Genomic DNA, 11,119 nt, shown 5'->3' with positions numbered 1-11,119 from the left:
GAGGACCGAGGCCGGGGATGTCAACATATCTGGCGTTGACTTTTGGCACGCTGTTGAGTTCTCAAGGAACGGACGCTTCCATCGGGCGGCTTTCATACCGACCCTCCGGGCGCTTCGTTCTTTCGTGTTTCCAGCTTACCAGATGTTTTCCGCTCCGTTTTCCGGAGTTTCATTCATCCGATTTCCCGAACTGGCCGGGGTCACTTTCCGCAACGCCCTCCACATTAGCGCATTCCGAGTGTCACTCGAAATTCATGCTGTGAGCGTGACGCGCTGAGTGGGTGGCCGCTTCAGCGACTCGTTCAACACTAGGCCACCTGGAGGACATCGTCAAACATCAGGGGCGGGATCCGGCTGGATCCCGCCCCTGATGGGTGAAGCCGCAGGTCAGCGGCCTTGCGTTTCGGCCATCGCGGCCGGTTCGATCACGTGGTCAGCCGGTCAGCTCGGCCGCGGCCAGGTTGCGCTTGCCGCGGCGCAGGACCAGCCAGCGACCGTGCAGCAGATCGGCCTCGGCCGGCACCGCCTCCTCGTCCGTCACCTTGACGTTGTTGAGGTAGGCGCCGCCCTCCTTGATCGTCCGGCGGGCGGCCGAACGGCTCGGGGAGAGTCCGACGGCGACCAGCAGGTCGACGACCGACTGGAGCTCGGTGACCGCGGCCTTCGGGACCTCGGCGAGCGCGGCGGCCAGGGTGGGGGCCTCCAGGTCGGCGAGGTCGCCCTGGCCGAACAGCGCCTTGGAGGCGGCGACCGCGCGCTCGTACTGGTCGGCGCCGTGCACCAGGGTGGTCAGCTCCTCGGCGAGGGCACGCTGGGCGAGGCGGGCGGCCGGGCGCTCGGTGGTCTCGCGCTCCAGCTCCTCGATCTCCTCCTTCGAGCGGAAGCTGAAGATCCGCAGGAAGTTGGGGACGTCCCGGTCGTCCGCGTTCAGCCAGAACTGGTAGAAGGCGTACGGGGTGGTCAGCTCGGGGTCGAGCCAGACCGTGCCGGACTCCGTCTTGCCGAACTTGGTGCCGTCGGCCTTGACGATCAGCGGCGTGGCCAGCGCGTGCACCGAGGTGCCGTCGGCCTTGCGGATGAGGTCCGTGCCGGCGGTGAGGTTGCCCCACTGGTCGCTGCCGCCGGTCTGCAGGGTGCAGCCGTAGCGGCGGTTCAGCTCCAGGTAGTCCATGCCCTGGAGGATCTGGTAGCTGAACTCGGTGTAGCTGATGCCCGCGTCGGAGTTGAGCCGTCGGGCCACGGCCTCCTTGGCGATCATGTTGTTGACCCGGAAGTACTTGCCCACGTCGCGCAGCAGGCTGATCGCGGACATCCCGGAGGTCCAGTCCAGGTTGTTGACCATGCGCGCCGCGTACGGGCCCTCGAAGTCGAGGAACCGGGAGATCTGCCCGCGCAGGCGCTCCACCCAGCCGGCCACCGTCTCGGGGTCGTTGAGCACGCGCTCGGCGGTGGGCTTCGGGTCGCCGATCAGGCCGGTGGCACCGCCGACCAGGCCGAGCGGGAGGTTCCCCGCCTGCTGGATGCGGCGCATGGTGAGGATCTGGACCAGGTTGCCGAGGTGCAGGCTGGGGGCCGTCGGGTCGAAGCCGCAATAGAACGTGACCGGGCCGTCCGCGAACGCCTTGCGCAGTGCGTCCTCGTCGGTGGACAGGGCGATCAGCCCCCGCCACCGCAGCTCGTCGACGATGTCCGTCACGGTCACGCTTCTCCTTCGGTCGGGCGTCCCGCCCGGTGCGGGCCCGGTTCGGCCGGGCCCCGGTGCGGGACGACTCCAGCGTTGTAGAGCCTACGCGGTCCCGGCCAGCGAGTTTTCGCCGTATCGGCGCGGACGCGCGGGACCGGCCCCGGTCACGACGTGGTCATGCCCCTCCGTGACACCGGAAATTCCGTTGTTCGACGGCGGGGAGCCCCTTCACAGTGGTCCCACCGCCGCGCGGCGGCAGTGACGTGTGTGAGGACGGTCGTGCCGCCGCGGCACGACCGCGGAAGGGTGGCCGAGGTGCGCAGCACGCTGGTTCTGAACGCAAGCTACGAACCGCTGACGACGGTGTCGCTCCAGCGTGCCGTGGTCCTGGTGCTCCAGGACAAGGCCGTCGTCGAGCAGGCCCACCCGCTGCGCACCATGCGCGGGACCGGGGTGACCGTACCGGTGCCGCGGGTGATCAGACTCCAGCGGTACGTGCGGGTGCCGTTCCGACAACAGGCTCCGTGGTCGCGCCGCGGGGTGCTCGTCCGGGACCAGCACCTGTGTGCCTACTGCGGGCGGCGGGCCACCACGGTGGACCACCTGCAGCCCAGGTCGCGCGGTGGCGGGGACACCTGGCTGAACACGGTGGCCGCCTGCTCGGAGGACAACCAGCGCAAGGCCGACCGGACGCCGGAGCAGGCGGGGATGAAGCTGCTGCGCAAGCCGTTCGTCCCGACGCCGCAGGCGACGCTGATGATGGCGCTGGGGCTGCGGGTCTCGGACCTGCGGGAGCTGGCCGACTGGCTGCCGGCGGCCCAGCCGGTCGCCGCGCCCGCGCCGTCCGCCGCCTGAGACGGCCCGGGAGCCGCACCGGGCCGGGGGGAGCGGCCCCCGGCCCCCTGGCCCGGGTTCATTCCTTCGCCCGGAAGCCCGTCGCGGTGCCGAAGTTGGTGGAGTGTTCGGGGACGGCGACGACCCTGCCGCCGCCGATCAGGACCCGGCCGGAGACCAGCAGCGAGCCGGTGCCGGGCGGGAAGCCGCCGCCGGCCGTCTCCTGCCCGCCGTCCAGTGCGAAGCGGCTCAGGTGCGCCGGCTGGTCGGCCCGCTCGTCGACGGCGATCACCAGCGCGCCGCGGTCCACGCCGACGGCCCGGGCGGCGCCCTTCTCCCGGGCGGTGGTCCGCCAGCGCTGCTTGCCGGTGTCCAGGTCGTAGCCGGCCACCGCGACCGGCCCGCCGGCGCCGTTCGCCGGGGCGGGGGTGGTGAGGGTGGTGACCATCGTGCGGTCGTGGAAGAAGACCCCGGGGGTGGCCGAGAACGATCCGTGGGCGACGTCCAGCCGGCCCCCGGCGTCGGCGACCGGGATCTCGGCGGCGGGGTCGCCGGCCGGGCCCCAGGCGAGCACCCGGTCGTCCTCGGGCTTCTCGCCGGTGGTGAGGACGACGGGGGGCTCGGCCGAGAGCACGGTCGCCGTCCTGGGCCGGTTCCCCAGGCCGCGCCACCAGGCGACCTTGCCGTCGGCGGTGTTCAGCGCGACGGCCTGGTCGACGGGGTCGGAGTCGGCGCAGCTGCTGGCCACCAGGACGGTCGTGCCGGAGACGCCGCCGGAGAGGGTGCAGAACTTCCCCTGCCCGGTGTACTGCCAGACGTCGACGCCGTCGGCGGACTGCCAGGCGACGGCGTGGCTGTCGCCGATCGCGATCACCTTGTCGTCCGTGACGCCGACGCGCGCGCCGTAGGCGCCCTTGGCCTCGGTGAGCGGCTTGGTCCAGGCCGTCCGGCCGTCCTCGGTGTCGACGGCGGCGACCAGGGAGCACGGGGCCTTCGGGTCGGCCCGGGGCCGGAACAGCGCGGCGCCGAGGCCGGCCCGGTTGACGGTCGGGGACAGGCCGCACGGGACGGCGCCGGCGGCGGGCGGCTCCACGGCCCAGAGGGGTTTGCCGTCGGTCAGGTCGTAGGCGCGCACGCCGGTGGCGTCGGCGCGCACCACCGCGCCGTCGAGCAGCCAGCTGCCGACGAGGGTGTCGTCGCCGCCGGGCCCGGCGGCCTCGGCCCGGGCGGCCCAGGTCCGGGTGTGGGCGGCGCTGAAGCCGGGTTCGCCGGCGGCGTCGGCGGAGGCGCCGTCGCCCTCGGCGCTCACCGTCAGGCCGGCCGCGACCAGGACGCCGAGTGCGGCGAGGCCGGCGCCGGTGCGCACCAGCAGGGCGCGCCGGCCGGGGGTGTAGCGGGTGGTCCCGGCGTCGGCGGCGGGGCGGGCCCTGGCCCCGCGGGCCTTCCCGCCGCGGCCGGCACGGCGGGAGGGGGCCGGAGCGGCGGCCGGTGCGGGTTCCGGTCCGGGCTCGGGCTCCGGCTCGGGTTCGGGCTCGGGTTCGAGGTGCACATAGCCGTCGTCGGTGTACTCGGCACCGGCGGGCACGTACAGCTCGCCGCCGCCGGGCTGCTGGGGGACGACCACGTACGGCGCGTACTGGTCCTGGCGGTGCGGCCCGTCGTACGCGGGGTACGCGTCCGGGACGTAGACGTCGGGCTGCTGCGGCAGCCGGCCGTGGGGGTGGTACGGGTCGTACGGGAGGTGGGGGGCGTCCGGGACGTAGACGTCGGGCTGCTGCGGGTACCAGGGCTGCGGGTGGCCGTGGCCGAGGGGGTCCTGCGCCATCCGTTCCGTCCCTCCCGGCCGCCTGCACTGCGGCAGCCAGCATCTCACGGCGCCGCAGCGGCACCCGAGCGGCCCGGAGGGGACGGTTCCGCCGCCCTCCTAGCCGGCCGACTCGGCGGCCAGCGCCTCGTCGATCCGGGCGGCGAGGGCGAGGTCGAGGGCGGTGAGGCCGCCGGCGCTGTGGGTGGAGAGGGCGAAGCGCAGGGTGCGCCAGCGGATGTCGATGTCGGGGTGGTGGTCCATCGCCTCGGCGATCGCGGCGACCGCGGTGACGACCCGGATCGCGGCGGGGAAGTCGGGGGCGTCGGCGGTGCGGACGACGGTGCCGCCCTCGCGCGTCCAGTGCGGCAGGCCGGCCAGCCCCGCGGTGATCTCGTCCTCGGTCAGCCGTTCGCGGCTCATCGCCCACTCCTGTCACCGGTCGCTGTCGGTCGTCCGTGCGGAACGCGCACGCGTAGGACGATATAGAGGCCGGGCCGCCGGAGGGCGGCGACACCTCGAAGGGTGTCCTCAGTCGGTGAGCAGCTTGACGACGGCGGCCAGGCCGACGATCACGATGATCGCCCGCAGCACCTGCGGCGGCAGTCTGCGGCCGACCCTGGCGCCGGCCACCCCGCCGACCAGCGAGCCGACCGCGATGAGTCCGGCGGCGGCCCAGTTCACCGTGGAGGTGAAGAGGAAGAACAGGGCCGCGACGCTGTTGACGATCATCGCGAGGGCGTTCTTCACCCCGTTGATCCGCTGGAGGTCCTCCTGGAGCAGCATGCCCATCAGGGCCAGCAGCAGCACGCCCTGGGCGGCGCCGAAGTAGCCGCCGTAGACGCCGGTGAGGAAGATCCCGACGAGCAGCAGCAGTCCGCCGTGCGGGTCGCCGTCGGGGCGGCGGCGGGCGGCGACGGCCCGGGCGACCCGGGGCTGGAGCACCACCAGGACGAGGGCGAGCAGGATCAGTACCGGGACGACGGCGTCGAAGGCGGCGGTGGGCAGTTCGATCAGCAGGTAGGCGCCGAGCACGCCGCCGAGCAGTGAGGCGGTGCCGAAGCGGACGAGCCGGGCGCCCTGGTCGGCCAGCTCGCGGCGGTAGCCGATCACGCCGCTGAGCGAGCCGGGCACCAGGCCGAAGGCGTTGGAGACGTTGGCGGTGACCGGCGGGAGTCCGACGGCGAGCAGCACCGGGAAGGTGATGAGGGTTCCGGAGCCCACGATGACATTGATCATTCCGGCACCGACGCCTGCCGCCAGGACGGCGATCGCCTCCCAGACCGTCATGAGCCACCTCCCGTGGGGGTCCTGTCGCCGCGATCATGCCGGACGGGGCGGCGGGGGTTCCAGAGGCCCCCGGAATTCGGGATGTTCGACACAGTCGGGGCCAGGACGCCCGCGGGCCCGCCCCCGTGCGGTATGGGGGCGGGCCCGCGGGCGTCGGACGGGCCGGTCACTCCGGGTCGGACTTGCGGTACTCGCGGAGCGGGTCGATCCGGGGCCGCGCGGACCCCTTGGTGTCGGTGTCCAGCGGGCGCGGGCCCGCGGACGGGTCGATCGGGACCTGGGTGGCGGCCGGCGGGGCGGCCGGGGCGGCGCTGGGGGCGGCCATCGCGCTGCCGTTGGCACCGCCGCCGTTGCCGGTCAGCCCGGTGAACGCGCCGCCGAGGCCCTTGAGGGCGTCGCCGACCTCGCTGGGGATGATCCAGAGCTTGTTGGCGTCGCCCTTGGCCAGCTCGGGCAGGGTCTGGAGGTACTGGTAGGCGAGCAGCTTCTGGTCGGCGTCGCCCTGGTGGATCGCCTCGAAGACGGTCCGGATGGCGGCGGCCTCACCGTCGGCGCGCAGCACCGCGGCCTGGGCCTCACCCTCGGCCTTGAGGACCTCGGCCTGCTTCTCGCCCTCGGCGCGCAGGATCTGCGACTGCCGGTTGCCCTCGGCGGTGAGGATCGCGGCGCGCTTGTCCCGCTCGGCGCGCATCTGCTTCTCCATCGAGTCCTGGATGGAGGTCGGCGGCTCGATGGCCTTCAGCTCGACGCGGTTGACCCGGATGCCCCACTTGCCGGTGGCCTCGTCGAGCACCCCGCGCAGGCCCGCGTTGATGACCTCGCGGGAGGTGAGGGTGGATTCGAGGTCCATCGAGCCGATGATGTTGCGCAGCGTGGTGACGGTGAGCTGCTCGATCGCCTGGATGTAGCTGGCGACCTCGTAGGTGGCCGCCCGGGGGTCGGTGACCTGGTAGTAGATCACCGTGTCGATGTTGACGACCAGGTTGTCCTGGGTGATCACGGGCTGCGGCGGGAACGGCACGACCTGCTCGCGCAGGTCGATCCGGTTGCGGACGCGGTCGATGAACGGGACGACGATGTTCAGGCCCGCGTTGAGCGTCCGGGTGTAGCGGCCGAAGCGCTCCACGATCGCGGCGCTGGCCTGTGGGATGACCTGAATCGTCTTGATCAGCGCGATGAAGGCCACCACGACCAGGACGACCAGGACGATAAGGACGGGTTCCACGGACTCTCCCCTAGACGACCAGGGCGGTCGCGCCCTGGATTTCGACGACGTCGACCTGCTCCCCCGGCTGGTACACCTGCTCGGGGTGGAGCGCGCGTGCCGACCAGATCTCGCCGTTGAGCTTGATCCGGCCGCCCTCCGCGTCGACCCTTTCCGCGACGACCGCGGTGGCGCCCTTGAGCGCCTCGATGCCCATCTTGATCTGCGGGCCCTTCCGCAGTGCCCGGTAGGCGATGGGGCGGACGACGACCAGTTGCGCGACCGAGGCCGCGACGAAGGTCAGGACCTGCCAGACCGGGTCGGCGCCCAGCGCCGCGACTCCGGCCGCGACGAGCGCGCCGACGGCGAACATGGCGAGTTCCGGCATGGCCGTGATCACCAACGGTATGCCGAGGCCGACGGCGGCCAGGAGCCACCAGATCCAGCTGTCCACGTGTCCATCCTAGGGAGGGAAGGGCCTTCGAGGCGGTCAGTTCCCGCAGGTGGAGGGGCGGAAACCGGTCGCACGTGCGACCGGTTCCGGTTCGGGTGGCTTCAGCGGGGGTTCGACGGGTCCGGCGCGGCCCCGTCGGACCCGCGCCGGACCCGCGCCGGATCCGACGCGGTGTCAGCCGAGCGGCAGGCCCTGGGCAGACCAGCGGTCGCCGTGGCGCTCCAGGGTCAGCGGCAGGCCGAAGCACTTGGAGAGGTTGCGGGCGGTCAGCTCGGTGTCGATCGGGCCGGCGACGAGCACCTTGCCCTGACGGATCATCAGGACGTGGGTGAAGCCGGGGGCGATCTCCTCGACGTGGTGGGTGACCATGGCCATGGCCGGCGCGAACTCGTCCTGGGCCAGTGCGCCGAGGCGGCGGACGAGGTCCTCGCGGCCGCCGAGGTCGAGACCGGCGGCGGGCTCGTCGAGCAGCAGCAGTTCGGGGTCGGTCATCAGCGCGCGGGCGATCAGGGTGCGCTTGCGCTCGCCCTCGGAGAGGGTGCCGAAGCGGCGGTCGGTCAGGCCGGCCATGCCGAGGCGGTCGAGCAGGGCGAGCGCGCGGGACTCGTCGGACTGCTCGTAGGTCTCCTGCCAGGTGACGGTCATGCCGTACGCGGCGGTGAGCACCGTCTGCAGGACGGTCTGCTCGGCGGGCAGCTTGTCGAACATCGCGGCGCCGGCCAGGCCGATCCGCGAGCGCAGTTCGAAGACGTCGACCTCGCCGAGCTTCTCGCCGAGGACGGTGACCTTGCCGGCGGTCGGGAAGAGGTACGAGGACGCGATCTGCAGCAGGGTGGTCTTGCCGGCGCCGTTCGGGCCGAGGATGACCCAGCGCTCTCCCTCGGAGATGGACCACGAGACCTGGTCGACCAGCGCGCGCCCCTCCCGGACCACGGAAACGTCCACCAGCTCCAGCACGTCGCTCATGCCTACGCCTTCCCCAAAAACAGATATCTCGGCCGTCGGTGCGGGCGGGCGGCCACTCCGGCGGCCGGTGGGCACGGAGTGGGTGCGCCGCACACGCATGGGCAAACCTACGCCACGCGGATGGCCGCCGATTCCGTAGGCTGGCCGGATGCTCGCCACTCCTGCCGACAATCCGTACGAAGAGCCCCGTTCGGGGCGGCTGGCCGCCTGGGGCAACGCCCTGCTGGCCGGTCTGGTGCCGCCCGACAACGCCGCGGCGGCGGTGCTGGGGGCCGACGAGAGCCATCGGGTGACCGGCCTTCCCGGCGACGGCCCGGACGAGCGGCACGGGCTCACCTGGGCGCTGGGCCGGCTGCGGGTGCTGGGCGTGACGGGGCTGCGGCTGGCGCTGCCGTCGGCCGGGCACCCGCTCGGCCTGACCGGGCCGGCGCCGTTCAACGAGCGGGCGATGGCGGCCGGCGAGGCAGTGCTGGCGGTCGGCGTGCCGCTGGGGCTGGTGCCCGAGGTGGAGGTGTTCGGCCCGGCCGGGGACCGCTCGGCGATCGTGCTGTGGCGGTGTTCCGAGGTGAACGACGCGCCGCCGGCGGACGTGCCGTCGCTGCACGAGGCGGAGTTCGAGCTGGCGGACGGGCTGCACCGGGCGACCCGGCTGCTGACCCGGCTGGACGTGGCGGGCGCCGGGCCCGAGGCGCTGCGGGCGTTGGAGGCGTACCGGCGGCGCGGGCACGACGAGCTGCTCGCCCCCGGGTACCCCCCGCGCGCGGTGCGGGTGCTGGAGTCGGCGCGGCAGGTGGCGGCGCTGCTGTCGATCGCCTCGGGCGGTCACGGCGCGGCGGTGAGCGCCTCGGAGATCGCGGCCCGGCAGGCGGCGCTGGCGCCGCTGTGGCGCACGGCCCGCCGGGCCCAGGTGGCGGCGTACAACGCGCTGGTGGACGAGCAGCGGGACTGAACCCCGGGGACGGGTCTCAGCGGGTCTCGCCGTTGCGGACGGCCCAGAGCGCGGCCTGGGTGCGGTCGGCGAGGTCCAGCTTCATCAGGATGTTGGAGACGTGGGTCTTCACCGTCTTCTCGGACAGGTGGAGGCTGCGGGCGATCTCCCGGTTGGAGCGGCCGTCGGAGATGTGGCCGAGCACCTCGCGCTCGCGCTCGGTGAGGGTGCCGCCGCGGCCCTGCGGGGCGCGCGGGCCGTCGTCGGCGAGCAGGGCCTCGGCGAGTTCCGGCTGGAGCAGGACGTGGCCGGCGTGGACCGAGCGGATCGCGCCGGCCAGCGCCTCCGGGTCGACGTCCTTGTAGACGTACCCGGCGGCGCCGGCCCGCAGGGCGGGGACCATGGTGCGGTGCTCGGTGAAGCTGGTGACGATCAGGATCCGGGCCCGGCTGCCCTCCTCCTTGAGGGTGCGCAGCGCCTCGATGCCGTCGACGCCGGGCATCTTGAGGTCCATCAGCACGACGTCGGGGTCGAGGGCGCGGGCCCGGTCGACGCCCTCGGCGCCGTCGGCGGCCTCGCCGACCACCTCGATGTCGTCCTGCACCTCCAGGAAGGTGCGCAGGCCGCGGCGGACCACCTGGTGGTCGTCGACCAGCAGGACGCGGATCGCGGGCGCGGTGTCAGGCACCGGGGACCTCCATCTCGACGACCGTGCCCTTTCCGGGGGCGGATTCCAGGGTGAGCCGGCCGCCGACGGCGGCGGCGCGGTCGCGCATCGAGACCAGTCCGAGGTGGCGGCCCGCCCGGCGCACCGACTCCGGGTCGAAGCCCCGGCCGTTGTCACTGATCCGCAGCAGGGCGCCGCGGGCGGGCGTGCCGGCCAGGGTGACGGTGACGCGGGCGGCGCCGGAGTGGCGCAGCGCGTTGTGCAGGGCCTCCTGGGCGACCCGCAGCAGGGCGGCCTCCTGGGCCTGCGGCAGGGCGCGGACGCGGTCGGCGGCGAAGGCGATGTCGGCGGTGTGGGCGCGGTCGAGGACCTGCACCTGGGAGGCGAGGGTGGCGCTCAGGCCGTCCTCCTCCAGGGCGGCGGGGCGCAGTTCGACGACGACGGCGCGCAGTTCGTCGGCGGCCTCGGCGGCGAGCCGGGCGACCTCGGCGAGTTCCTCGCGGGCGCGGGCCGGGTCGCGGTCGACGAGCTTGGCGGCGGCCTTGGCGGTCAGGCGCAGCGAGAAGAGCTTCTGGGAGACGGCGTCGTGCAGGTCGTGGGCGATCCGGGCGCGTTCGCCGGCCAGGGTGAGTTCGCGGCTGCGCTCGTAGAGGCGGGCGTTGGACAGGGCGAGGGCCGCGTGGGCGGCGAGTATCCGCAGGAGTTCCTCGTCGTGGTCGGTGAAGCCGCCGCCCGCCTTGTTGGCGAGGTAGATGACGCCGAGCACGGCGGGTTCGTCCTCGGCGTGGTCGGGGTCGACGATCGGCATGCCGAGGAAGGCGTCCAGTTCGGGGTGGGCGTCGGGCCAGCCGCCGAAGGAGGGGGCGCCCCGGACGTCGTCGAGCCGGACCGGGCCGCCCTCGTCGAACATCGCGGCGAGCACGCCGTGCTGGCGGGGCAGCGGGCCGATCGCCTTCCACTGCTCGTCGGTGACGCCGTCGACGACGAACTGGGCGAAGCCGCCGTGGTCGTCGGGGACGCCGAGGGCGGCGTACTCGGCGCCGAGCAGGCGGCGGGCGGAGGCGGTGATCCGGCGCAGGACCTCGCGCACCTCCAGGTGGCGGCTCATCGCGAGCAGGGCCTGGCTGACGGCCTCGATGCCGGCGAGGCAGGGTTCGCAGGCGGGCAGGGTGCCGTCGGGCGGCGGGCCGACCGGGATCCGGTCGGTGGGCAGCGCTCCGGCGTGCCGGTGATCGCGTGGCACGGTGGGCATGACGCCAACCTACCGCTGTGCGCGGGGCCCGTGCGT

Annotated in this window: 12 protein-coding genes; 3 read left to right on the top strand and 9 right to left on the bottom strand. The window is 73.5% G+C overall.

Going from position 1 to position 11,119, the window contains the following annotated elements; genetic code table 11:
• Positions 1-277, top strand: a 277-nt coding sequence (locus ACF1AK_RS31375) for a hypothetical protein (RefSeq protein WP_391502235.1), incomplete at its 5' end; no start/stop codon positions are given.
• Positions 278-433: 156 nt separating this feature from the next.
• On the opposite strand, the gene tyrS is transcribed toward ACF1AK_RS31375, so the two are convergent.
• Positions 434-1,696 (bottom strand): tyrosine--tRNA ligase, encoded by a 1,263-nt coding sequence (gene tyrS / locus ACF1AK_RS31370; protein ID WP_391502239.1) that lies wholly within the window; start codon positions 1,694-1,696, stop codon positions 434-436.
• A gap of 303 nt (positions 1,697-1,999) precedes the next feature.
• On the opposite strand from tyrS, the gene ACF1AK_RS31365 reads away from it, so the two are divergent.
• Entirely contained in the window at positions 2,000-2,539 is a 540-nt protein-coding gene (locus tag ACF1AK_RS31365) for an HNH endonuclease (protein WP_391502234.1), read from the top strand.
• 58 nt (positions 2,540-2,597) lie between these two features.
• Here ACF1AK_RS31365 and ACF1AK_RS31360 read toward each other — a convergent pair whose 3' ends face one another.
• The 6 genes from ACF1AK_RS31360 to ACF1AK_RS31335 form a co-directional block, all read right to left on the bottom strand.
• Entirely contained in the window at positions 2,598-4,343 is a 1,746-nt protein-coding gene (locus ACF1AK_RS31360; RefSeq protein ID WP_391502233.1) for a PQQ-binding-like beta-propeller repeat protein, read from the bottom strand.
• A 99-nt stretch (positions 4,344-4,442) separates the two neighbouring features.
• Positions 4,443-4,745 carry a 4a-hydroxytetrahydrobiopterin dehydratase gene (locus tag ACF1AK_RS31355; protein ID WP_391502232.1) on the bottom strand — a complete coding sequence of 101 codons (303 nt, stop codon included), beginning with the start codon at positions 4,743-4,745 and terminating at the stop codon, positions 4,443-4,445.
• 108 nt (positions 4,746-4,853) lie between these two features.
• Complete coding sequence (locus tag ACF1AK_RS31350) at positions 4,854-5,612, bottom strand: sulfite exporter TauE/SafE family protein (protein ID WP_391502231.1); 759 nt, start codon at positions 5,610-5,612, stop codon at positions 4,854-4,856.
• Between the two features lie 166 nt (positions 5,613-5,778).
• Positions 5,779-6,837, bottom strand: a complete 1,059-nt coding sequence (locus ACF1AK_RS31345) for an SPFH domain-containing protein (protein ID WP_391502230.1) — start codon at positions 6,835-6,837, stop codon at positions 5,779-5,781.
• A gap of 10 nt (positions 6,838-6,847) precedes the next feature.
• Complete coding sequence (locus ACF1AK_RS31340) at positions 6,848-7,258, bottom strand: NfeD family protein (RefSeq protein WP_380298316.1); 411 nt, start codon at positions 7,256-7,258, stop codon at positions 6,848-6,850.
• A gap of 186 nt (positions 7,259-7,444) precedes the next feature.
• A complete protein-coding gene (locus ACF1AK_RS31335) occupies positions 7,445-8,236 on the bottom strand; it encodes an ABC transporter ATP-binding protein (protein WP_380298310.1) in 792 nt (263 codons plus the stop codon).
• Between the two features lie 148 nt (positions 8,237-8,384).
• On the opposite strand from ACF1AK_RS31335, the gene ACF1AK_RS31330 reads away from it, so the two are divergent.
• Positions 8,385-9,185: a hypothetical protein gene (locus ACF1AK_RS31330; RefSeq protein WP_391502229.1), complete on the top strand. Its 801-nt coding sequence runs from the start codon at positions 8,385-8,387 to the stop codon at positions 9,183-9,185.
• A gap of 16 nt (positions 9,186-9,201) precedes the next feature.
• Here the strand turns inward: ACF1AK_RS31330 and ACF1AK_RS31325 are convergent, their stop codons facing one another.
• Entirely contained in the window at positions 9,202-9,852 is a 651-nt protein-coding gene (locus ACF1AK_RS31325) for a response regulator (protein WP_391502228.1), read from the bottom strand.
• Positions 9,845-10,939 carry a GAF domain-containing sensor histidine kinase gene (locus ACF1AK_RS31320; RefSeq protein ID WP_391502238.1) on the bottom strand — a complete coding sequence of 365 codons (1,095 nt, stop codon included), beginning with the start codon at positions 10,937-10,939 and terminating at the stop codon, positions 9,845-9,847. The genes ACF1AK_RS31325 and ACF1AK_RS31320 overlap by 8 nt, the downstream gene beginning before the upstream one ends.
• Positions 10,940-11,119 lie beyond the last annotated feature (180 nt).

This window comes from Kitasatospora sp. NPDC015120 (assembly GCF_043080305.1).
GTDB lineage: Bacteria > Actinomycetota > Actinomycetes > Streptomycetales > Streptomycetaceae > Kitasatospora.
This window is presented reverse-complemented; position numbering and strand designations above follow the sequence as displayed.

Excerpts from the sequence above, each read along its gene's own strand:
- ACF1AK_RS31360 (WP_391502233.1), bottom strand. The coding sequence starts at position 4,343 with ATGGCGCAGGACCCCCTCGGCCACGGCCACCCGCAGCCCTGGTACCCG.
- ACF1AK_RS31355 (WP_391502232.1), bottom strand. The coding sequence starts at position 4,745 with ATGAGCCGCGAACGGCTGACCGAGGACGAGATCACCGCGGGGCTGGCC.
- ACF1AK_RS31350 (WP_391502231.1), bottom strand. The coding sequence starts at position 5,612 with ATGACGGTCTGGGAGGCGATCGCCGTCCTGGCGGCAGGCGTCGGTGCC.
- ACF1AK_RS31335 (WP_380298310.1), bottom strand. The coding sequence starts at position 8,236 with ATGAGCGACGTGCTGGAGCTGGTGGACGTTTCCGTGGTCCGGGAGGGG.
- ACF1AK_RS31330 (WP_391502229.1), top strand. The coding sequence starts at position 8,385 with ATGCTCGCCACTCCTGCCGACAATCCGTACGAAGAGCCCCGTTCGGGG.
- ACF1AK_RS31320 (WP_391502238.1), bottom strand. The coding sequence starts at position 10,939 with ATGAGCCGCCACCTGGAGGTGCGCGAGGTCCTGCGCCGGATCACCGCC.